Here is a 22949-nt window from a genome sequence, read left to right on the forward strand (position 1 = left end):
GAAACAGGATAGAACAGGTGTAGTCCTGCCTCAAACAGTTGCGAATGACATCTCCGTGTATCATAAGTTGTTTCATGAAACCTAAATGAGAATAATTAAGAAAGGAATAAAAATGTCAGAATTACGTTTTGATGGACGTGTAGCCATTGTCACAGGTGCAGGTGGTGGTTTAGGACGACAACATGCACTCACCCTTGCTGCACGAGGCTGTAAAGTGGTGGTCAATGACTTGGGTGGTGGCGCACATGGTTCAGGTCAGTCATCTTCGGCGGCGGATCAAGTCGTGGAAGAAATTCGTGCCGCAGGCGGTGAAGCGGTTGCCAATTATGACTCGGTGGAAAATGGTGAAGCCATTGTTCAAACTGCATTAGATCATTTTGGTACAGTAGATATTGTCATTAATAATGCAGGGATTTTACGGGATGTCAGTTTTGCCAAAATGACTGAGCAGGATTGGGATCTGATCATGCGTGTGCATTTGAATGGTTCGAAAAGTGTCTCACATGCAGCTTGGCCAATCATGCGTGAAAAAGGCTATGGTCGTATTATTATGACCACGTCGGCAGCAGGGATTTATGGAAACTTCGGGCAAGCCAATTATTGCGCAGCGAAATTGGGTATTCTTGGATTAGCCAACTGTTTAGCCGAAGAAGGTCGTAGCAAAAACATTTTCGTCAATACCATTGCCCCTTTGGCAGCGTCACGTTTGACTGAAACGGTGATGCCACCTGATCTATTGGCTTTACTGAAGCCTGAAGCGGTGAGTCCTTTGGTGGCTTGGCTTGCCCATGAAGACTGTAAGGAAAATAAAGGCTTATTTGAAGTCGGTGCAGGCTTTGTTGCCAAACTGCGTTGGGAGCGAACAGAGGGCTATATGTTTCCGAACAAACGCCCATTCAATGTCGATGATGTAGCACGTCATTGGGATAAAATTACCGATTTCACAGAATCAACTCATCCAAACTCAACCACAGAATCATTCACGCCGATTTTGGAAGGCATCAACCATCCAAACTTGGGTGGTAATGAATTCATTGACTTAGATGTTGCATCCAAAGCCAAGCTTGAGATCGAATCGTCTTATGATGAACGTGATTTATCGCTTTATGCATTGGGCATTGGTGCGGCACAAAATCCATTGGACAGTTCAGAACTTGCTTATGTCTATGAGTTGGGCAGTGAATTCCAAGCCTTTCCAACTTATGGCGTGATGCCACAAATGAATGCCATGTTGCAAATGGCAAAACAGGGCGTTTCACTTCCGGGTATGAATTATGGCTTCGACCGTGTGCTACATGGTGAGCAATATACTGAAATTAAACGACCTTTACCGCCACATGCCAAGTTACAGCATACATTTACCCTAAAAAGTGCCTATGACAAAGATCCAAATGCAGTGGTGACTTTTGCAATTTCGTCTAAAGATGAAAATGGTGAAGAACTCATTTACAACGAAATGACCGCATTTGTCCGAGGCGCAGGTGGTTGGGGCGGTGATCGTGGTGATTCAACAGAAATCAATGTTGCACCTGAGCGCGAACCTGATGCTGTGATTGAAGAAAAAACCGATGTCAATCAAACGCTGTTGTATCGTTTATCAGGCGATTGGAATCCTTTGCACGCAGATCCTGCATTTGCCAAAGCTTTTGGTTTTGATCGTCCAATTTTACATGGCTTATGTACTTTTGGTTTTAGTGGTCGCCATGTGATTAAAGCCTTTAGCAATAATGATGGACGTTATTTCAAAAGTATCAAAGTCCGTTTTGCCAAGAGTGTCTATCCGGGCGATACCCTTGTCACCAAAATGTGGAAAGAATCGGATACCAAAATCATTTTTGAAACGTGGGTGAAAGAACGTAATGAAGTGGTGATTAAGAATGCTGCCATTGAATTATATACAGAAATTCCTAAGGCAAAAGCCAAAGCAAAAACTGAGCAAGCATCTGTTCAGGCAGTACAGACTTCTAATGAGCCTGATCGTTTAATTGCTAAAGATGTGTTTAAAGTGATTGCAGAATATGTTGCACATCATCCTGAATTGGTGGATAAAACCAAGACTTCATTCTTATTCAAACTCAAAAATCCTGATTCAATGTGGACGCTTGATCTGAAAAATGGCGCAGGTTCATGTACGCAAGGTGAAATTGCCAATGCTGATGTGACACTTGAAATGGATGAGGAACATCTTGAAACGGTGGTGACAAGTTCATTGGCAGATGTACAAAAATTGTTCTTTGGCGGTCAGTTGAAAATTGGCGGCAATGTCATGGCTTCCAATAAGCTGATTGTATTGCAAGAGATTGATTCTAAATTATTTGCTGAGGCGAAAAATCAACGTATTGCCAATGGCAGTAATGCAGGATCATCCGATAGTTCAACGGATTCTGCATCTACAGTAAATACGGAGATCACGCTTGCCGATGTCTTTACTGCGGTAAATCAACATATTATAAATACAGCAGGGATTGTTGATAAAACCAAAACTTCATTCCAATTCAAACTGAAAAATCCTGAGTCATTGTGGTTTATCGACCTGAAAAATGGTGCAGGCAGTGCAGGTGCTGGTGAAGTTGCCAATCCTGATGTAAGCCTTGAAATGGATGAAGAGCATGTGCCAACCGTGTTTAATGGCTCACTTGCCGATGTACAAAAGTTGTTCTTTGGTGGTCAGCTAAAAATTGGTGGCAATGTGATGGCATCCAATAAATTGATCGTTCTACAAGATATGGACAAAAAGTTGATTGATCAGGCTCGTGATACACGTGTGGCTTCGGGTGATACAACACAGGCTGCGGCAGCACCGACAAGTACAGCCAAAGTGGCAAAAGCACCTGAGATTTTCACGGCTCTGCAAAATCGTTTGCAAGGTGAAAGTAATGCTAACCACTCTTATCAATTTAACATTACTGAACCGAATGAGTCATGGACAGTGAATTTAGCCAATGGCAGTGTGCAACAGGGTAGCGATGCCAATGCTGATGTGACTTTGACCTTGTCTGATCATCATTTGGCAGAGTTGGTTTCAAGTCAGCGTGAGATTCGTGACTTGTATCAGCATGGTGATGTAGTGGTGGATGGTGATATTCGTTTGGTGCATCAGATGCAGTTTTTGCAGAATTTGGCTTGATGATTATTGAGTTGAAAGCACTGCCACAATGAGCTGTACAAAGTTTAAATTGATTTGCGTAGGCGATGCCTTACTTTTCAAAGATGAAAAGTAACAAAAATCTATTGTTGGGTGAGAGGTACGTCCTCTTGCGGAGTTTTACTCCTCACACCCAACGGCGACATCCATGTCGCCTAACGCGACTTCAATATGAGTATTTAAATTAAAAGGATTGTTGATTCATAAGTTCTAAATGAGTCACCAAAAAAATTATCGAATGGACATTCCATTATCAAAGTTAAATAAATATTAATTGATAATGGAATAAAAAATAAATCAAATCAGGGTATAAAAATGAAAAGACGTGTCAATGTAATTGGTGTCGGCATGACCAAATTCGCCAAACCAGGTGCAAGTGCTGAATATTATGAAATGGCAAAGGAAGCAGGGCAAAAAGCCTTACAGGATGCCAATATTCAATACAATGAAATCGAACAAGTTTTTGCAGGCTATGTGTATGGTGATTCGACCTGTGGACAGCGTGCAGCTTATGAACTTGGATTAACAGGTGTGCCGATTGTCAATGTGAATAATAACTGCTCTACAGGTTCAAGTGCTTTATTTCTTGCCCGTCAAGCCATAGAAGGTGGATTGGCTGAATGTGTACTCGCACTCGGTTTTGAGAAGATGGAAAAGGGCGCATTGGGTGCAAAATTCAATGACCGTGAACCACCGATGGGTCAACATGCGCAAGTGATGTTAAATGTATAAGGTTTCAATTCTGCACCGCCTGCGGCACAAATGTTTGGTGGCGCAGGGCGTGAGTACCGTTGGAAATACGGCACGAAAAAAGAAACCTTTGGACAGATTGCAGTCAAAGCCCGTAAACATGCGAGTAACAATCCTTATGCCTTATTTGGTCAAGTGCTGTCATTAGAGGAAATCATGGCATCGGACAATGTCTTCGATCCATTGACCCGTTTTCAATGTTGTCCGCCAACTTGTGGTGCAGGTGCAGTCATTTTATGTTCTGACGAATTTGCCAAAAAGCATGGTATTTCCAATCCTGTTTATATCGCAGCGCAGTCAATGACCACCGATTATGCCTCGAGTTTTGAAGAACAAAGCATGATAAAAATGGTTGGCTATGACATGACCAAACAAGCTGCAAATCAAGTCTATGAAGCGGCGGGCATCGGTGCAGAAGATGTCGATGTAATTGAATTACATGACTGTTTTACGGCTAATGAATTGCTCACCTACGAGGCTTTGGGGCTTTGTCCTGAGGGTGAAGCTGAAAAATTCATTTGGGATGCAGACAATACCTATGGTGGTAAATATGTCACCAACCCATCAGGTGGCTTATTGTCTAAAGGGCATCCATTGGGTGCAACAGGCTTGGCGCAATGTACTGAATTGGTGTGGCAATTACGTGGTACAGCCGATCAGCGTCAAGTTCAAAATGCCCGAATCGCTTTACAACATAACCTCGGCTTGGGTGGAGCGTGTGTCATTACCATGTATCGCCGTGATTAAAACTGCATCAAATTCAGCAAAATGGATTTTCATGACATGGAAATGAGTTGAAATGACATAGCGAATTGTACCCATACGGGTACAATTTTGTTAAGGACATCACGTCAATTCAAATAAATATAGACAGGATTCAGCTATGGGTATTCTACAGAAATTTATTAAATCTACGGTTTATCATGAGCCATTACCAATTCGCCGTGATATCCGTTTTGACTTACCTGCAGATCGTATCGCAGATTGGCATACAGAAGCGGGACCGATTTTTACTGCATTATTGAATACTTTCTCCATTGTTTTGCCAATTGGTGAGCGATTCTTTATTGATGCAGTACGTGCGCATCGTGATTTGGTTGAAGACCCTGAACTTAAAAAAGCGGTGACTGCATTTATTGGTCAAGAAGCCATGCATGGTCGTGAGCATGAAGACTATAACAGTGCTTTGTTTGCACGAAATCCGATTGCGCCGAAGTTTGAAAGCTTTGTACTTGGTGTATTTGGTTTAATGAAAAAGCATTTACCTGCATCATATTCGCTTAGTGCAACCATTGCACTTGAACATTTTACAGCGTTGCTCGCAGACTCTGTGTTGCAAATTCCTGAATTATTTGATGGTGCAGAAGAACATTATGCCAACATTTGGCGTTGGCATGCTTTTGAGGAAACTGAACATAAAGCTGTAGCTTATGATGTTTGGAATACAGCAATGGGTCAGGGGATCTATGCTTATTTATTGCGTAGCTTTGGTTTAGTCGCTGCAACTATCGTGTTTTGGGGTTTTGTACTGCCTGTATTTACCAAAATCGTAATTGATGAGAAAAAATTGACAGATCTTCCAAGTTGGAAAAAAGCGTATAAATATACCTTTGGTGAAGTGGGTGCATTGCGTAGGCAATTGGGCAATTATATTGATTATTTCCGCCCGAATTATCATCCTTGGGATCACGATAACCGTGAAAAAATGATGGCTTTACAAGATTTAATTTATCAATTGGCTGATGCAACAGCGGCTAAACATAAAAAAGTATCTTAATCTCCAATGATTGAAAAATGATTGAAAAATGATTGAAAAATGATTGAAAAACACAGGTCTAAATAGCCTGTGTTTTTTATTGGAAAATGTTGAGTTATTTGAATAATGTCCCTGCGTGTGACAAAACGTTTTTCCCATTCTTTGTTACTTCTAATGTGACATCAGGTGTTTCATCTGTTCCTAAAATATTTCTATAGACGATGTATTGATAAGCACCGCTTTTAAAAATAAAGTTATGATTGCCACCTGAACCATCCATAACAATTTGTCCATTATTTAAAATCAAGTCAGGCTTTTGAATTTGAGCTTGGTTACGTCCCCATGACGCATAACGATATTTTCCATTGTTCATTTGATCAATTCGAACTTGGAATTTTGAAGTTTTAAATTGTAATTCAGGTGCTTTAAATGTTTTGAGTGATGGATGTAAATTATTTTTTTGTTTGGCAATAATTTGATTTTTATAACGTTGTTCAGCATCGCTACTATAATTTACTGCAGTGATTTGTTTGTCACTGATCCAAACAGTACCGCTATCTAGCATGATGCCACGCCAACCGACACTTTGCCATTGTGAGAGTTTTGAGTTGGCGATATTCTTCACTAACTTCTGATCAAAGACTTGGTTAAAGCGTTGTTTCATCTGTGCTTTATTATCAATACTTGGAATCGGTTCTTCACGAATCAAGGGATAACGAATACTGTTTGCAATTGCATTTTGATCGTTTTTCTTAAACAGATTGATGATGTCTTGAATTTCTTTTTGTTCAGTCGAGTTAAGATTATCTGCAAAAGCAGCATGACTACTGAGAAGGAGTAGACTTAAAATGATTTTTTTCATAGAAAATTATACTGTCTGATCGGCTAGGTTAATTATATGATCTACGAAAAAGAGTGCATGAAAAGATGAATGATAAATGTATGAATATTGAAATAAAACAACAACTCAATGAACAAGTCTTGGATATTTATCATTTAATCGAAATTGCAGACTTATTGAGAAAGAATCCTTTAGAATTTAAAAGTTTGATTGATCCCAATGGTGGAAAGCAATGGGAAAATATAGCGATGATGCTACCTTATCTTCCACTTGAAATGATTGAAGAAAATATTGATCATTTGCTTGAAGGTTTTATGGATTTGAATTGGTTGGGGAGTCGAGTGCTTTATGCTTATTTACCGCAATTGGATATTCGTATTCTAAAACCTGCATTAAATCGGGTGATTCATCATGCGATTGATTTAAATGATGATGATTGGATATATTTTATCAATTCATTTCTTGAAAATGAAAGCTTAGGATTGGCAAACTCCTATCGTGAAGAAATAGAGCTATCTCAAAACTATTTAGTGACGAAAGGAATTTATGAATAACTGATTTGAAGTATTGTTAAACTTAAGCATCGACCACAACAAAATATTTTTTCACCGCTTCAACCACTTCAAAAGTGCCTTTAAATGAGGGCGGAATTACGCCTGCTTCACCTGCTTTGACCTCAATAAACGTATTATTTTCTGCATCATGAATACGGACAATACCTTCAATAATATTGAAAAACTCCTGCTTATTGTTTGCAAATACAATATTCCAAGCACCAACTTCACATTGCCAAATTCCACAATTCATATTGGGGTGTTCATATAAACTTTGGGTTAAGCGTTTTGGATTGCCATTTACCAAACGATCAGGACGTGGGTAATCTACAGTCGTTTCACTGTGTGCTAAACCTTGACCTGCTAAATATAAATTTGTCATTACATGATCCTGATTGCTATATTTTTTTATTGCACTGATAAAACAAAGCCCCAATAAAATTGAGGCTTCGAACAGTATTGCTAAATCTTAGTGTGCTTCAGGTACAGCCGATAAAAATTCACGACGTGCTTCTTTATCCGTTTTAAAATCACCAACAAAAGACACAGTACGGGTTGTGGATTCTTGTTTACTTACACCGCGCATCATCATACACATGTGTGCAGAATCAATCACTACGGCAACACCGCGAGCATTAGTCACTTCTGCAACTGCATCGGCAATTTGCTTGGTGAGTTGTTCTTGAATTTGCAAACGACGAGCAAACATTTCAGTGATACGGGCAAATTTAGACAGACCTAAAACATTACCTGATGGTAAATAGGCAATATGCACACGACCATGAAATGGCAATAAATGGTGCTCACATAACGAATAAAATTCGATATTTTTTACTAACACCATTTCGTCATTGTCAGAAGGGAAGACCGCATTATTGGTCACTTCTTCAAGTGTTTTGCTATAGCCAGACGTCAAGTACGAAAAAGCTTTAGCCGCACGCATAGGCGTATCTTTTAGACCTGGACGATCGAGGTCTTCACCAACGGCAGTTAAAATATTTGCGTAGGATTGCTGCATAGACATAAAACGTGTTCACTTATAACGGTTCGAACAAGGACGGCATTGTAGCAGAAAAAACCATATTTTTTGCTATCTATAAGATAAACCGTCACTTAGGAGAGTGATTAGCTTTGAAAATAAATGGTTAAGGTGTTGAATTAAATTTTGGATTTTTTTCAGCACGTTTTAGAAGCACTAAAACCGCACCTGTACCACCTTGTTTTTCAGGCGCACTGACAAATGCCAATACATCACGATGCTGACGTAACCAACCATTGACATAGGTTTTGAGAATCGCATCAGGTCCTTTGCCATGTACGATTTTAATTACGTTTTGGTTCTCTTCTTTCGCGATCTGAATGATTTGTAAGACAGCAGAACGCGCATCTTCAACCGTACAACCATGCAAGTCCACCGCTTCGAACCAACGGAGATTACCCGCTTTTAAATCTTCAAAAACTTTGTGCTGTAAAGTCGCAATGCGATAGCTCAAGGCTGCCTGACTTGCGACAGGGTTTAAAACTGCTTGAGTATCAGAGAGTTCTGCATCATCAGTTTCAAATGCACCTTCAGCGGCAGCACGTTTAGCTAAAGTTTTGGCATCAGGTTTTTTACGAATATTTGTCCGTTCAATTTTGGCAATATTACTATTGTCAATTTTCTTCACACCGCCTAACGCCGTTTTAAATAAATCGGCATCGCTGATTTCTTCAGGTGCGACTTCTTGTTTTTTCTTCGGCTCAGGCTGTGATGCCACTTTGGAAGAATGTGGATGAGTGATTTGTTTTTTGAATTGTTTTAATAAATCGAGCTGTGATTTTGAGAAAGGTGAATCTGAATTACTCATATTTGCAAAAACAGTAAATGACCAAATTTACTATGAATTATAGTCTGAATTTAAGGAAAATTGAACTGAAATACATACATGGTTTAGTATTGTATTCAATGAGAAGATTTGCACAATTAGAATGCGATATTCTAGTGATAAAAATTAAAATGAGTGTAGGTAATTTATGGAATTCAAAAGTACTATCGCCCTTATTATTTCTTTCATCTTTTTTTCTTTTGTCTTAGTAGGATGCATAAAGAAAGATGATCAAATTGCTGTAGATGCTTATTACAAAGCTGTGAAATATTATTCGGGAGAAGATGGGGGGAAAGATGAAAAAAAAGCTTTTGAATATATGGAAAAGTCAGCAAAACTTGGTTTTCCAAAAGCTCAAAATGATTTGGCTAGTATGTATTCTGAGGGAGTCGGCGTAGAAAAGAATCCTAAACTGACTTTATATTGGTTAAATGAAGCTGTTAAGCAAAATTTCCCAGCAGCCCAGTACAATTTAGCTATTATTTATGATAAGGGGGAATTGGTTAAGAAAAATAGGAATGAAGCCGTAAAATTATACCATTTGTCCGCTAATAATGGTTTTGCTAGAGCTCAATATAATTTGGGAAACGCTTATTTGAAGGGAAATGGAGTAGTCCAAGATACCCAAAAAGCGATTGAATATTATCAAAAGGCAGTAGAGCAAAATTTGCCAGATGCTCAATTTAATTTGGCGAATATCTATTTGGATGGTAGAGCAGGTGTTGTGGATGAAAAAAAAGCACTAGATTTATATACTTTGGCTGCAAATCAAAATTTTGTTTATGCGCAAAATAATCTTGCTCATTTGTATTTAAATACATATGAAAATCATATTCAAGCGAAATATTGGTATCAAAGAGCTTATGAAAATGGTTATTTAGAGGCTAAACAAGCCCTTGAACAATTAGAGAGTTTAGAGAAAAAATAATTATTGTGAATGATGCTAGATGATTTTTTTAATTTAATTCAGATGGGCAAGTAAACTTGTCCATCGTGAATATATTAATTTGGTCTAATCTAATTTAAACCTTCTCAGGCACACCAAACAATTCAGTAAATGCAAGATCAGGGCGAGGCTGTTTCATAAAACTTTCCCCGACCAAAAAGGCATGAATATCATGTTCCTGCATTTTGCGTACATCATCAGGTGTGGCAATACCACTTTCAGTGATCAGTAAGCGAGATGGATCGAGTAATTTTTTCAAACGGAATGAATTGTTTAAATCCACATCAAAGGTTTTTAAATTACGATTATTCACGCCCAATAAACAACGATCAGACAATTTCAATGCACGTTCAAGTTCATCTTCATCATGAACTTCAACCAAAACATCTAGATTTTGCTCAAAAGCAGTTTTAGACATTTCTTCAAGTTGCTGATCAGACAAACTCGCAACAATCAATAAAACACAATCTGCATGCAAAGCACGTGCTTCGATCACCCCATAAGGGTTAATCAAAAAGTCTTTACGTAGGGCAGGCAGTGAACAATGACTGCGTGCAATTTCAATATTTTCATCTGCACCTTGAAAAAAATCGATATCTGTCAAAACCGACAAGCAAGCAGCGCCCGCATTTTCATATTGCTGTGCAATTTCCGCAGGATTAAAGTTTTCACGAATAATCCCTTTAGATGGCGATGCTTTCTTAATTTCAGCAATCACCGCAGGACGTTTACTGTACAAAGACTGCGCAAAACCACGTACAGGTGTTGCCGCCTGAGCAAGTTCTTCAATATCTTTCAAACTGCGTTGCTTTAAACGTGAAGCAAACTCTTCATATTTACGATCAACGATTTTACCAAGCATAGTATTGGCAATATCCACCATAATAATTTCCTTAATTCGGCTTCGAAGTGCTTAAGCTTCGTATTCTTTTAATGTTTTGGTAAATTCAGACAACACGCCCATTTTTTCTAAGGCTTGACCGCCATAGATAATGTCATGTGCCAAAGCTACACCTTGTTTGTAGGTATTGGTTAAACCTGAAACATAGATGCCTGCGCCCGCATTGAGTGCGATCATACTTGCTGCTTTTTCGCCTTTCGGTGATTTTTTCTTACCCAAAGCATCTTTAATTAATGCCAAGCTTTCAGCAGCGCTATCTACGGCTAAACCTGTTAATGTTTGCGATTCAATATCGACATCTTCAGGCTGAATCATCCATTCAGTGACTTCGCCATCTTTCAGTTCAGCCACATAAGTCGCAGATGCAAGACTAATTTCATCTAAACCATCACGTGAATGAACCACCATTACATGTTCAGCACCGAGTTGTTTTAACACTTCAGCCATTGGGCGGCAAAGTTCAGTTGAAAACACACCAATCACAAAACGTTTCACCCCAGCCGGATTCGTAAGCGGGCCAAGTAAATTGAAAATGCTACGGAAACCCAATTCCTTACGTGGGCCCGCAGCATATTTCATGGCTTTATGATGATTGGGTGCAAATAGGAAACCCACGCCCATTTCACGGATACAACGTTCGGTTTGTTGCATATTTAGATCAAGATTAATACCCGCTTGTTCTAATAGATCAGAAGAACCTGATTTAGAAGACACACCACGATTACCATGTTTGGCAATGGTTGCACCTGCGGCAGCAATCACAAAAGAAGATGCAGTAGAAACGTTAAACAGGTTTTGACCATCACCGCCTGTACCGACAATATCAATCAAATAAGGAATATCACTGACATCAATTTTAATCGCAAACTCACGCATCACGCGTGCAGCGGCTGTGATCTCGTCAATACTTTCACCTTTTAAACGTAAACCCATCATCAATGCACCGATTTGGGCATCTGTCGCTTCACCACTCATGATGGTACGCATCACTTCTTCCATCTGCGGTTGAGTGAGTTCAATATTTTTAGTGACATTATTTAAAGCTTGTTGAATATTCATTTTTTAACTACGCATAAATTTCTAAGAAGTTTTTAAAGATTTGGTGACCATGTTGGCTCAAGATTGATTCAGGATGAAACTGCACGCCTTCGACAGGCAATGTCTTATGTTTAACACCCATGATTTCTTCCATAGAACCATCGGCTTGATTGGTCCAGCAAGTCACCTCCAAAGATTCAGGTACAGTCGCTTGATCAATCACCAATGAATGATAGCGTGTTGCTGAAAATGGAGAAGGTAAGTTACTGAAAATGCCTGTGTTACTATGATACATATCAGACAAACGCCCATGCATCACAGTTTTGGCACGAATAATATCGCCACCAAAAGCTTGTCCAATTGCCTGATGTCCTAAACAGACACCTAGCGTTGGAATCTTTCCAGCAAAATGCTGAATTGCAGGAATAGAAATACCCGCTTCAGACGGTGAGCAAGGACCAGGACCAATCACTAAATACTTTGGTTGCCATCGCTCAATATCCTCTAAAGTCACGGCATCATTGCGAACAACTTTCACTTCTTGATTTAACTCGCCAAAATATTGGACGATGTTATAAGTAAAGCTATCGTAATTGTCGATCATCAGAAGCATGAGCTCATTAACCTATAGAAATGTACGCACTAAATTGTGCTTAATTGTCAGATAATAATTGACTATTCCACGCGGGTTTTCTCAGATTTTACGATCATGAGCCGGATGAAATAGTAAATACCGCATTATCATAGCAAAACTAAGTCCTGCTGTGTGCGTATTTCAATACGGTTAAGGGGAAACTTTGGTTCAAAAACTATACGCAAGTGAAGTTAGATAGATGAGGTTGGAATAGCAAAAATTCAAAGACTAAGATTTTACACAGCATCTGATTCATATTAGTGTTTTTATCGCAAAGCAGGGAATAGTGACACAGATTTAATTTTGATTACTTTTTAATTAATTTTGTTTAATAAGTTAAATGTGTTTATTTAATTTAAATAATAAGTGTGTTTATAAAGAATAAGTAAATTTATTATAGTTTTATTTTTAATTTCGATTTAATAATTAAAATTAATGATTTGTTTAATGCAGGATATTATTTTTTAATTTAATATATTTTATTGAAGTTATTAATCTATTTTTTTAATATATATTATTATATTATCGTATTTTATAGAGTTAAAAGTGTTTTTTAGCTTGTATATTTTTTTTGATTTTATTTGTAGTGATGTATATTATATTTCTTATATAAAAGTGATACCATAGTCACAATATTTGCAAGGCGTGGGACTAAATGAGAGAAGAAATAAAAATTGCCATATTTGGTTTGAGTTTAAATGTACTCGATACAATTAAGCAAAAAGTTCGTTTAATGTATGATGACTCATTGGATGTGAGTTGGGCAAATATAGCTGACCCTCATTTAGATATTTTACTTGTTAATGATATGTTCTTTAGTTCTCCAACCATACAGAATTTAGTTGGTGCTAAAAAAGTTCCCTATTTACGACTGGTGAATAAAAATGAAAAATCAGGGCAAATTGAAGGGGATAAACTGTATTTACCTTTTATTGCCACAGATGAGATCCGAAACTGGTTTAAAGACCGCTATCTTGATGTGCCTGTCAGCATTAAAGCTGTAAATATTGTTAACCAGATTTCAAAAAATGTGGATATTACGAAAGTGATTCCAGAGCTGTTTAATGAAAGAAATGGCAATGTACAGATTTTTGATGGTAAAGGTAATATTGCTTTGGCGAGTATTCGTACTCAGCAAGTGTGGCCAGATGTATCAAGAAAAATACAAGGTACAGATGCTTCTTTAAATTATACTTATGCAACGATGCAAATGGCACAGGCTGTAAGTGTTCAGCAGGGTGTAGATTTAACGTCGTGGCTTTGGGATCTATTGTGGTATTCAGATGTAGTCAATGAGAAACACAATTCATCAAATTGTTATAAATTGCTAGATTGGCCGCAACCTATTCATCAGAATGAAAGACAAATGATTTTTAAGATTGCAGCATGCTTTGAACGTGGTGCGAGTATTCAGCAAGTGGCTCAAAAAACTGATTATAGTGAAGCGGAAATTAATAGATTTGTTTCAGTTGGTTTATTGAGCCAAGTATTGAAAAAAATTTCAGCAGATGAAACAAAATTGGTTGAAAAAGTAGAGCAATCATCAGGTGTCTTGCGTGGTTTCTTTGGTAAATTACGGAAAAAATTGGGACTTTAGCTTTTTAGATAGATAGGTACAAATGCTAATTAATCATATGAGTACTTGATCTAAAAGTTAAAGAAAAACTGATGAAATTTAATAGATTTAAATGTAAAAATTGAAGGATGAATACGTGATCTTACATAAATATAAAATTGTTTTTGGCGGTAAAATGGGGGCGGGGAAAACCCAAGCGATAAAATCATTATCAGAAATTTCAGTATTATCTACAGAAGCACAAAATACCGATGAAGATGCACATAGCAAAGCATTAACAACCGTTGGAATCGATTATGGTGAAATTCGATTGGATGATGGTGTAGTTATTGGCTTATACGGTACGCCAGGACAGGATCGTTTTGATTTCGTATGGTCGGTGATTTGTAAAGGAGCGATCGGAGCTGTAGTCTTGATTGATCATTCTCAAAAAGATGCACTTGAAGATCTAAAATTTTATTTTCAGACATTTAAAGAATATTTAAACAACATTGTTGTTGGTGTAACACATGTGGATGAAGATCCACAAAATCTTTTGAAGCAATATAAAGATTGGATGCATTTAAATGAATACACCATGCCAATTTTTGCTGTTGATGCACGAAAAAAAGATGATGTATTGTTAATGGTTGAATCTTTGATTGCTCGAGCGGAAGTTGAATTTAGTTGATCACACAATAAAAGTGATCATTATCGACGATTTAAAATTTTTTCATCATGAATAATAGTAATACTTTTTAAGCGTAAATTTTATATTTACGCTTTTTTTATCTTAGGAACGCAGATTGGCTTTTTGTGAGGTCAGTCTTTTTAGCAAAAAATAAGCACCAATTTAATCCAGTTCAGAATAATTGCACAAAAATAGTGCATCAAAGTTGTGCTTTATAATTTAAAAATGAGAAGTGTGTGTGAATATGGTGCAATTCTAAATTCTCTAAGTATAATAGATGAAATTTAATAGTTGCTAAGCTTATTTTCTAATATGAAATTCAACATATTAGCAATTATTTTAAAAGTTGGTACGCAAATTGCTATATAAATACCAACTACTAACACGCACTTCACAAGTGCAACAAAAATTCATTGGAGCAAATGAGCATGGCGAACAAGGTCCTTCAACTCATACAAGAAAGTGGCGCAAAATGGGTCGATTTTCGCTTTACTGATACTAAGGGTAAAGAGCAACACGTAAGTTACCCATCTGATACGATCGACGAAGATACTTTCGAAGATGGTAAGATGTTTGATGGTTCTTCAATCGCGGGTTGGAAAGGCATTGAAGCATCTGACATGATCTTACGTCCAGATCCAGAAACAGCTTTCCTTGATCCGTTTTTTGCTGAAGCGACTGTCGTGATCACTTGTGACGTTATTGAACCTTCAACTGGTCAAGGTTATGACCGTGATCCACGTTCGATTGCTCGCCGTGCAGAAGAATACCTAAAATCTACAGGTATTGGTGATACTGCATTTTTTGGTCCTGAACCAGAATTCTTTGTATTTGACGAAGTGAAATGGGACATCGACATGTCTGGTGCTCGTCATACATTGATCGCTGAAGAAGCAGCTTGGTCTACAGGCAATTCTTATGAATCAGGTAACTCTGGTCACCGTCCTCGTGTAAAAGGTGGTTACTTCCCAGTTCCTCCTGTAGATTCTTCACAAGACATGCGTGCTGAAATGTGTGCTCGTATTGAAGACATCATGGGCCCTGGTCGTGTAGAAGTTCATCACCACGAAGTTGCATCTTGCCAATTAGAAATTGGTGTAAGTTTCAACACGATGGTTCGTAAAGCTGATGAAGTTCAACAGTTTAAATATGCAGTTTGGAACGTTGCTCACCAATATGCTAAAACTGCGACTTTCATGCCTAAACCAATGGTTGGTGATAATGGTTCTGGTATGCACGTTCATATGTCTATCTCTAAAGATGGCAAGAACTTGTTTGCTGGTGATGAATACGCTGGTCTTTCTGAAATGGCGTTGTATTTCATTGGTGGTATCATCAAGCATGCTCGTGCGTTGAATGCAATCACAAACCCTTCAACAAACTCATATAAGCGTCTTGTTCCGCATTATGAAGCACCAATCATGTTGGCTTATTCTGCGCGTAACCGTTCTGCTTCTATCCGTATTCCTTACGTTTCAAGCCCTAAAGGTAAACGTATCGAAGCGCGTTTCCCTGATCCAATGATGAACCCGTACTTAGGTTTTGCTGCATTGTTAATGGCTGGTCTTGACGGTATTCAAAACAAGATTCACCCAGGTGAAGCAGCTGATAAAAACTTATATGATCTTCCTCCAGAAGAAGAAGCTAAAATCCCTACAGTTGCACATAGCTTAGATATGGCAATTGAGGCGTTGAAAGCTGATCATGACTTCTTGTTAAAAGGTGGCGTGTTCACTAAAGATATGCTTGATGCTTATATTGAGCTTAAAACTGAAGATGTACGTCGTCTTAACACGACTACTCACCCAGTTGAATTTGATATGTACTACAGCTTGTAATTCGTTCACGAATTTAAGCAATAAAAAAACCTGCACTCGATGCAGGTTTTTTATTGAATGCGTTAAAATATAAAAATATCAATGAATGATTTAAATTGTTATGGCAAAACCACGAAAAAAACACACTGGATTTTTTCCTTGGATTGATCCACAAGATCATGAAAAAGGATTTAAATTAAATTTTTCTGAAGTGACATATCTTGAAATTGGACGAACAATTGAAGGATATAAGCAAGCTGAATTTGTTGAGTTGAGAAATCCAGAATTGGCTTTGGCTTTTGATTACCCAAAGAGTTTTTACATTAGTAGTGAAGGACTTGTGTTGATTAAAACACCTCAAGGTAAGTTTGAAGTGATAGCTAAGACGGATAATGTCTAACATAGCAATGTGATGATGGACTAAATCTGTGATTGATAAGAATTGCAGGGCAAGTGATTGAATCAAAAAAAGCCAGTGAGGACATTCACTGGCTGTAATTTCTAAAAAAATTTAATGAGTGGCAACTGTGTTTAATTGATATTTTTGCATATATTCTTCGCGAATATCATTGCGTTGTTCAGCTGTTGTTGCTTTTTGCATTTTTTGACGCATTTCATTGCGTTCACTACTGCTCATTTGTTGCCAGACTTCACGCATTTTTTGCTTTTCTTGTTCAGGCAGCTGGGTGAACCAGTCCATGCGCTGTTGTAAAGCTACGCTTTGATTGGTTGGGATCTCTTTTAGATTTTGATAGCGCTTAATTAGTGCTTTCTGTTCTTCTTCAGAAAGCCCATCCCATGTTTCGTTGACTTGAGTATTTGCATCTTTAGAAAAAATCCAAAAACGCTCAAATCCAGCAAAACTTGTTTGTAGAAAACCAATAGCACAAAATGCCAAAACTAATTTTCTAGCTGCCATGGGAATTTTTATCCTCGCCAAATACAGAAAGCATGTCTAAATCTTCCATCATTTGAGGTGAGAGTTTAGGGCTAACCACCACTTGTTGCGGTGTTTGAGCATCTTTTGATAAGTCAAAAGCATTTGGAATAACCACAAAACCAGTGATTGCAGCTGCAAGTGCAAATCCTGTCATTTTCCAATGTGCAAAACGTGATGTTTGCTTATGCTCAATATGGTCAAGTACGTTATTGATCACAACTGCCTTATTACGGTGATTGCGAGCAATTCCATCCAATTTGGTGGTCACTTGTTTGGTAAAATCATCATTATTCATGTGATGAACCTCCATACGGATTTAGATGTGATAGCGTGGCTCTCAATCCTTGAATCGCCCTGTGATAATGGGTTTTCACGCTACCTTCAGTACAGTTCATAATTGAAGCTGTTGTTTGTGTATCAAAACCTTCCCAAGCACGTAACATAAATGCTTGTTGTTGACGTACAGGGAGGCGACTGATGGCTTCTTGAATCTCTTCTACAGTGACATCTTGATCTAAGAATTGAAGTGGGTTTGGTGTAGATTCATCTACAATTTCCATCACTTCTTCTTCGTCAGAATCTAGATCAATTTTACGAAATAAAGAGAATGGGGAAGCACGTCGCGCTTCTTTGCGACGCCAGTCTTGTAACTTATTATTTAAAATTGTGTAGAACAGGGGATACCATTCTTCTGTGGACTTGTCAGCATAGGATTTATACAGGGAAATAAACGCTTCCTGTACCAAATCCATTGCAATCCCATTATGACCTTGGGTCGCATTTTCCATCATCACTAAGGCACGACCTGTCACATCCTGCATAAAAAAACGCAGACGCTGTTCAGCTGTACTCGCTTGAGTACTGGCTAATTCAGACTGTGACTTCTTCGGTGCTAAGTCCATAGAGATGGAAAATCCCGTCATTGGGTACCCACCATACATATTTTAAATTCGTATCCATATAACGTTTAAAATCAGTGATGGGTTGACATGAAATCAATTATTTTTTTAGTTTAAATGATTTTTGACAATAACGGGCATAATTTAAAATAAATTAACGATTATAGGCGCTGTCTGACCATTTCAAAGAAGCAAATTGACCCAGCAACAGCAACGTTGAGAGACTCTTGACCACCTGGTTGTGGAATGCTTACGGCTTCTGCATGTTGTAATGCGAAGTCTGATACGCCTTGACCCTCATTACCTAAGATCCACACACACTGTTTTCGCAATTGTTTTGAATAAAGGCTTTCTGCGTTATGTGAGCTAGTGACATAAACTGGAATTTTAAATTGTTTGAGTATGTCTTCGAGTACAACATTTTCATAAGTTTGTAGTGAAAAATGTGCGCCCATACCTGCACGGAGGACACGTGGTGACCAAAGTGATGCAGAGCCTTTGGTACAGACGATTTGTTCAATTCCTGCCGCTGCTGCTGAACGTAGTAGTGTACCTACATTTCCAGGATCTTGAATATTTTCAAGAATTAAGGTGTCTTCTGTAAAATTCAAAGCTTCACGTGATGAGGGTAGGTCTACAATTGCTAGGCAGGCGATAGATGTGCCTAAAGTGCTGAGATCTTTATATAACGCTTCGCTTAAGACAAAAACGACACCTGTGTATTGAGAAAAAATTTCATCAAAATCAGGGTGTTCAAGTGCATGTTCGGTAGTAAAGATCGACTTGATTTGGCGGTTTTTTTCAAGCCAAGCGAGTGTTAGATGTGTTCCCTCAAGAACGGTTTGTCCTTGTTTTTTACGATAGGTATTTTGTTCAATTAAGCCACGTAAGTGTTTAATTTTGGGGTTATCACGTGATTCTAAAAATATGGTAGGCATGGGAGTGCATCCAAAAAATGTAAATCGGGGTTGTGCATCTGCAACAACCCCTGAATGGACTTACTCCCTGAAGCAGAGAGTAAAAAATTTTAAAAACTTAGTTGTGGTAGCTTGTTACAAGCTCAACTTCATTTTTCGAACCAATCACCACAGGAACACGTTGGTGTAATTCTGTCGGTTGAATATCTAAAATGCGGACACGACCAGTGGTTGATGCACCACCTGCTTGTTCCATGAGCATACTCATCGGGTTTGCTTCATACATTAAACGTAAGCGACCTGCTTTTTGAGGATCTTTGGTATCGTATGGGTAAAGGAAAATACCACTACGGCATAGGATACGGTGAATGTCACCTACCATACATGCGACCCAACGCATGTTGAAGTCTTTTTCACGTACTGAAGTTTTACCCGCTTGTAACTCATCAATATAACGTTTTACAGGTGCTTCCCAATGGCGTTGGTTTGATGCATTAATTGCATATTCTTTGGTATCTGCAGCCACTTGAATGCTTTCAGAAGTCAGTAAAAATTCTTTAGATTCAGGATCAAAAGTGAAGAATACTGTGCCAGCGCCGACAGTCAATGCCATCATGGTAGATGGACCATAAAGTACATAACCCGCAGCAGCTTGGTCTTTACCCGCTTGCATAAAGTCTTCAGCTTGAGTGACTGCATTTTTTGCATTTAAAATAGAGAAAATTGTACCAACACACATATTAATGTCGATGTTGCTTGAACCGTCTAATGGATCAAATAAAACTAAATATTTACCATTTTCTTGTGCAGGGGTGAATTCATCTAATTCTTCAGATGCTAAACCACCGACATTTTTATTGATTTTTAATGCATCAATTAAGTAGTCATTTGAAATAACGTCAAGTTTCTTTTGTTCTTCACCCTGCACGTTTTCATGTTGTGCACTACCCAATACACCTGCCAAAGCACCTTTTTGAAGAAGTTGATCAATTGCTTTACAAGTCGTGGCAATTGTTTCAATAACATTTGCGAGTTCAGGTGTAAGGTTCCCTTGTTGTTGTTCTAAATATTGGGATAGAGTGCGATATGACATATCAGGGGTGCTCCAAAAGCAAAATAGTCGATCAAATTAAACAATCTGCCTATTTTAGATGAGTTCAGACAAAAATAGAAATGATCCTGTGTTATTTGTCGTGAAATTGCCCTTGCAAGTATTTTATAAAGTGTTATGTTGAAGCTATAACGATATGGAAAGAGGGAGCACTGAGATGACAACAGCAAAGTTTGAAGCGACTCCGACACAAGGTGAAGGTATTGATTTAAAAGAAATCAGTACTGAAAGTGTGAAAGATGCATGGAAGGATTATGAAGCGAAACCTGAGTTTAAAAAATTCAATAAACATGACATGATTGAATCCATGCAAAGCCCCAAGCCAGAGCAGTCCAAGGCTTAATTTGTAAAAGAGCGTTCATTTTTAAATGGACGCTTTTTATTGGACTGGATAATAACTAGGTAAAGTGAGAAATAAAAAAATGCCCAATTTATTGAGCATTCTCTATAACGATTTAAGAACTTAAAATCTATTCATGATTTAGAAATTATTTCAAAAGCGGTGGAACAGCTTCGTAGTTAATTTCTACGCGGCGGTTTTCTTTCCATGAAGTTTCATCATGTCCTGTTTTGATCGGCATTTCTTTACCGTAGCTGACTGCTTCAAGCTGATTTGCTTTGACACCATTGGTAATTAAATAGCTTTCAACTGCTTTTGCACGGCGTTCACCCAAAGCCATGTTGTATTCACGTGTACCACGCTCATCTGTGTGACCCGTTAAAGCCACTTTAGAGTTTGCATTGGCAATCAAGAATTGTGCATGCGCTTGAAGTGTTTGATAGTCTTCATTCGACAAATCACTGCTGTCATAATCAAAATGTACAACACGTTTCGCTAAGAATGCTTTATTCGCTTCAGTTACACCTTTAGACGATGCACCAATTAAGTTTTGAGCATTTAAAGCAGCATCTTCACTTAGACCTTCGGTATTTACAGTCGTTGAGCCACTTGGATTTGTGCCTGATTCAATTGTTGCAGCAGGTTTACGGCTTGCACAACCTGTCATCACGAGGCTAACTGCTAATAAGGGTAAAGCTAGATATTGAATTGATTTCATCTTGATCTCCAGTACTTCAATTTTGAATTGATTGAATATTAAATTAACGAAACATTTACAAATTTTAAAACAAACGATTATTTGGGTGCCCAAGCAGGTTCACGGACTTCACCTTGCTCACTTGGTAAATTCATACGGAAGCGACCATCGGTTGACATGATCGCCAATAAACCTCGATTACCTTCACGTGTTGCATAAACCACCATTTGTCCATTTGGAGAGAAACTTGGTGATTCATCTAAACTGGTTGGGGTGAGAATATTGGTGATTCCTGTCGAAATTTCTTGAATCGCAACTTTATAGTTACTACCCGATGGACGATGTACCAATGCAACATATTTACCATCCGCACTTAAAGTACCACGTGCGTTGAATGCACCACGGAAAGTTAAACGTTTAGTCGTACCATCAGCAAAGTTATAACGATAAATCTGTGCAGATCCACCACGGTCAGAAGTGAAAATAAATGATTTTCCATCTGGTGAATAACGTGCTTCTGTATCGATTGCGCTATCGTTGGTAATGCGTTTGACTTGGCGTGAGTCTAAATCCATTTGATAAACTTCAGGATTACCATGCATTGAAGCGGTAAATAGCATTGATTTACCATCAGGTGAGAAGCTTGGCGCACCATTTAAACCACGGAATCCAGCCAGTTTTTCACGTGTACCTGTTGCCAAGTCTTGAACATAAATTGCTGGGCGTTTGGTTTCAAAAGAAACGTATGCAATTTTTTTCGCATCAGGTGTCCAAGCAGGGGAAAGGATTGGGTCGCGTGAGCTTAAAATGGTTTTTGGTTGTTCGCCATCTGTATCTGCAATTTGCAAGGTGTAGCGCTGTTCAGGTGTTGCTGGGTTACGTAATACATAAGCAATACGTCCAGTGAAGTCACCTTGAATACCTGTAAGTGCTTGGTAAATTGCGTCACTGATCATGTGTGCAGCTGAACGTACTCGTGATTTTGGGACAGTGAGTAATTCATTCAATAAGAATTTTTGTTTTTCAACGTCATATAGTTGGTAATGAATCGCCAATGAGCCATCTGCATTGGTTTTTGATTCACCTAATACTACATAAGGGACACCAGCTGCTTTCCATGCTTCAGCATTGACATTATTTAAACTTGCTGTTGCTGGTAGGTTTTTCGAAGCACTGGTAAAACGACCTGAACGGTTTAAATCTTGTTCCACAATCGGATAGATTGCTTGATCATTGCTAAAAGGGATGATTGCAATTTTCGGTGCAGATTCAGGTGCTTTGGCAATTTCGAGTTGGAGCTGTGCATAGCTTGTCGTAATCAGTGCAGGACTAAATGCAGCAAAAATTGCTAATCCTAAGAGATGTTTAGGGATGATTTTCATGGGGCGTCATTAACTCAAATATTGGTTTTTTTAACTGTGTTAGCTTTGTAGCATAAAGACATGATTTTAATCTATATAAAGCATGTAATTATGAACAAAAGATTACTTAAGCGAAAAGTTATATTCATACTATAAATAGTTGTGCTTAAAATCTTACATTGATGTGATGA

Annotated in this window: 25 protein-coding genes; 11 read left to right on the top strand and 14 right to left on the bottom strand. The window is 38.2% G+C overall.

Annotation, left to right across the window (positions count from 1 at the left end; translation table 11 throughout):
• The first annotated feature begins 112 nt into the window (after positions 1-112).
• From BEN71_RS07680 to BEN71_RS07690, 4 genes are all read left to right on the top strand, one after another.
• Positions 113-3127: a peroxisomal multifunctional enzyme type 2 gene (locus BEN71_RS07680; protein ID WP_068976110.1), complete on the top strand. Its 3015-nt coding sequence runs from the start codon at positions 113-115 to the stop codon at positions 3125-3127.
• A 333-nt stretch (positions 3128-3460) separates the two neighbouring features.
• Positions 3461-3877, top strand: coding sequence for a thiolase family protein (locus tag BEN71_RS19440; protein WP_264757109.1), 417 nt, complete (start codon positions 3461-3463; stop codon positions 3875-3877).
• A gap of 30 nt (positions 3878-3907) precedes the next feature.
• On the top strand, positions 3908-4642 hold the full coding sequence (locus BEN71_RS19445) for a thiolase C-terminal domain-containing protein (RefSeq protein WP_264757110.1): 735 nt from the start codon (positions 3908-3910) through the stop codon (positions 4640-4642).
• Positions 4643-4778: 136 nt separating this feature from the next.
• Positions 4779-5672 (top strand): metal-dependent hydrolase, encoded by an 894-nt coding sequence (locus tag BEN71_RS07690; RefSeq protein WP_068976109.1) that lies wholly within the window; start codon positions 4779-4781, stop codon positions 5670-5672.
• Positions 5673-5766: 94 nt separating this feature from the next.
• On the opposite strand, the gene BEN71_RS07695 is transcribed toward BEN71_RS07690, so the two are convergent.
• Positions 5767-6513 (bottom strand): hypothetical protein, encoded by a 747-nt coding sequence (locus BEN71_RS07695; RefSeq protein ID WP_068976108.1) that lies wholly within the window; start codon positions 6511-6513, stop codon positions 5767-5769.
• An 80-nt stretch (positions 6514-6593) separates the two neighbouring features.
• On the opposite strand from BEN71_RS07695, the gene BEN71_RS07700 reads away from it, so the two are divergent.
• Positions 6594-7046: a hypothetical protein gene (locus tag BEN71_RS07700; RefSeq protein WP_086322718.1), complete on the top strand. Its 453-nt coding sequence runs from the start codon at positions 6594-6596 to the stop codon at positions 7044-7046.
• 22 nt (positions 7047-7068) lie between these two features.
• Here BEN71_RS07700 and BEN71_RS07705 read toward each other — a convergent pair whose 3' ends face one another.
• From BEN71_RS07705 to BEN71_RS07715, 3 genes are all read right to left on the bottom strand, one after another.
• Positions 7069-7428: a cupin domain-containing protein gene (locus BEN71_RS07705; RefSeq protein WP_068976106.1), complete on the bottom strand. Its 360-nt coding sequence runs from the start codon at positions 7426-7428 to the stop codon at positions 7069-7071.
• A gap of 87 nt (positions 7429-7515) precedes the next feature.
• The gene (gene folE, locus BEN71_RS07710; protein WP_171405017.1) at positions 7516-8064 is read right to left on the bottom strand and encodes a GTP cyclohydrolase I FolE; all 549 of its coding nucleotides are present in this window, start codon (positions 8062-8064) and stop codon (positions 7516-7518) included.
• 127 nt (positions 8065-8191) lie between these two features.
• Positions 8192-8893 carry a Smr/MutS family protein gene (locus BEN71_RS07715; protein ID WP_068976104.1) on the bottom strand — a complete coding sequence of 234 codons (702 nt, stop codon included), beginning with the start codon at positions 8891-8893 and terminating at the stop codon, positions 8192-8194.
• 166 nt (positions 8894-9059) lie between these two features.
• Here BEN71_RS07715 and BEN71_RS07720 point away from each other — a divergent pair, with 166 nt between their 5' ends.
• Entirely contained in the window at positions 9060-9839 is a 780-nt protein-coding gene (locus BEN71_RS07720; RefSeq protein ID WP_068976103.1) for a tetratricopeptide repeat protein, read from the top strand.
• Between the two features lie 94 nt (positions 9840-9933).
• Here BEN71_RS07720 and trpC read toward each other — a convergent pair whose 3' ends face one another.
• From trpC to BEN71_RS07735, 3 genes are read right to left on the bottom strand one after another with little or no spacing between them, the layout of a single operon-like run.
• Positions 9934-10740, bottom strand: coding sequence for an indole-3-glycerol phosphate synthase TrpC (gene trpC / locus BEN71_RS07725; RefSeq protein WP_068976102.1), 807 nt, complete (start codon positions 10738-10740; stop codon positions 9934-9936).
• 30 nt (positions 10741-10770) lie between these two features.
• Positions 10771-11817 carry an anthranilate phosphoribosyltransferase gene (trpD, locus tag BEN71_RS07730; protein ID WP_068976101.1) on the bottom strand — a complete coding sequence of 349 codons (1047 nt, stop codon included), beginning with the start codon at positions 11815-11817 and terminating at the stop codon, positions 10771-10773.
• A gap of 7 nt (positions 11818-11824) precedes the next feature.
• Entirely contained in the window at positions 11825-12409 is a 585-nt protein-coding gene (locus tag BEN71_RS07735; protein ID WP_068976100.1) for an anthranilate synthase component II, read from the bottom strand.
• A gap of 676 nt (positions 12410-13085) precedes the next feature.
• Here BEN71_RS07735 and BEN71_RS07740 point away from each other — a divergent pair.
• The 4 genes from BEN71_RS07740 (at position 13086) to BEN71_RS07755 (ending at position 16893) form a co-directional block, all read left to right on the top strand.
• Positions 13086-14027 carry a hypothetical protein gene (locus BEN71_RS07740; protein WP_068976099.1) on the top strand — a complete coding sequence of 314 codons (942 nt, stop codon included), beginning with the start codon at positions 13086-13088 and terminating at the stop codon, positions 14025-14027.
• A gap of 115 nt (positions 14028-14142) precedes the next feature.
• The gene (locus BEN71_RS07745) at positions 14143-14676 is read left to right on the top strand and encodes a GTP-binding protein (RefSeq protein WP_068976098.1); all 534 of its coding nucleotides are present in this window, start codon (positions 14143-14145) and stop codon (positions 14674-14676) included.
• Positions 14677-15098: 422 nt separating this feature from the next.
• Positions 15099-16514, top strand: a complete 1416-nt coding sequence (gene glnA, locus BEN71_RS07750; protein ID WP_171404991.1) for a type I glutamate--ammonia ligase — start codon at positions 15099-15101, stop codon at positions 16512-16514.
• A 100-nt stretch (positions 16515-16614) separates the two neighbouring features.
• The gene (locus tag BEN71_RS07755; protein WP_068976096.1) at positions 16615-16893 is read left to right on the top strand and encodes a hypothetical protein; all 279 of its coding nucleotides are present in this window, start codon (positions 16615-16617) and stop codon (positions 16891-16893) included.
• Between the two features lie 111 nt (positions 16894-17004).
• Here the strand turns inward: BEN71_RS07755 and BEN71_RS07760 are convergent, their stop codons facing one another.
• From BEN71_RS07760 to BEN71_RS07780, 5 genes are all read right to left on the bottom strand, one after another.
• The gene (locus tag BEN71_RS07760; RefSeq protein WP_068976095.1) at positions 17005-17412 is read right to left on the bottom strand and encodes a DUF3106 domain-containing protein; all 408 of its coding nucleotides are present in this window, start codon (positions 17410-17412) and stop codon (positions 17005-17007) included.
• Positions 17402-17728, bottom strand: coding sequence for a hypothetical protein (locus BEN71_RS07765; protein ID WP_068976094.1), 327 nt, complete (start codon positions 17726-17728; stop codon positions 17402-17404). The genes BEN71_RS07760 and BEN71_RS07765 overlap by 11 nt, the downstream gene beginning before the upstream one ends.
• Positions 17721-18335: an RNA polymerase sigma factor gene (locus BEN71_RS07770; protein ID WP_068976093.1), complete on the bottom strand. Its 615-nt coding sequence runs from the start codon at positions 18333-18335 to the stop codon at positions 17721-17723. Before BEN71_RS07770 ends, BEN71_RS07765 begins: the two co-directional genes overlap by 8 nt.
• 158 nt (positions 18336-18493) lie before the next feature.
• Positions 18494-19270: a TrmH family RNA methyltransferase gene (locus tag BEN71_RS07775; RefSeq protein ID WP_068976092.1), complete on the bottom strand. Its 777-nt coding sequence runs from the start codon at positions 19268-19270 to the stop codon at positions 18494-18496.
• Positions 19271-19367: 97 nt separating this feature from the next.
• On the bottom strand, positions 19368-20342 hold the full coding sequence (locus BEN71_RS07780) for a class 1 fructose-bisphosphatase (protein ID WP_068976091.1): 975 nt from the start codon (positions 20340-20342) through the stop codon (positions 19368-19370).
• Positions 20343-20517: 175 nt separating this feature from the next.
• Between BEN71_RS07780 and BEN71_RS07785 the strand changes: the two genes are divergently transcribed.
• A complete protein-coding gene (locus tag BEN71_RS07785; RefSeq protein ID WP_068976090.1) occupies positions 20518-20703 on the top strand; it encodes an NF038105 family protein in 186 nt (61 codons plus the stop codon).
• Positions 20704-20848: 145 nt separating this feature from the next.
• Here BEN71_RS07785 and pal read toward each other — a convergent pair whose 3' ends face one another.
• Together pal and tolB are read right to left on the bottom strand one after the other, a co-directional pair.
• Positions 20849-21418 carry a peptidoglycan-associated lipoprotein Pal gene (pal, locus tag BEN71_RS07790; protein ID WP_068976089.1) on the bottom strand — a complete coding sequence of 190 codons (570 nt, stop codon included), beginning with the start codon at positions 21416-21418 and terminating at the stop codon, positions 20849-20851.
• Positions 21419-21495: 77 nt separating this feature from the next.
• Positions 21496-22779: a Tol-Pal system beta propeller repeat protein TolB gene (tolB, locus tag BEN71_RS07795; RefSeq protein ID WP_068976088.1), complete on the bottom strand. Its 1284-nt coding sequence runs from the start codon at positions 22777-22779 to the stop codon at positions 21496-21498.
• Positions 22780-22949 lie beyond the last annotated feature (170 nt).

Source organism: Acinetobacter wuhouensis, assembly GCF_001696605.3.
Taxonomy (GTDB): Bacteria; Pseudomonadota; Gammaproteobacteria; order Pseudomonadales; family Moraxellaceae; genus Acinetobacter; species Acinetobacter wuhouensis.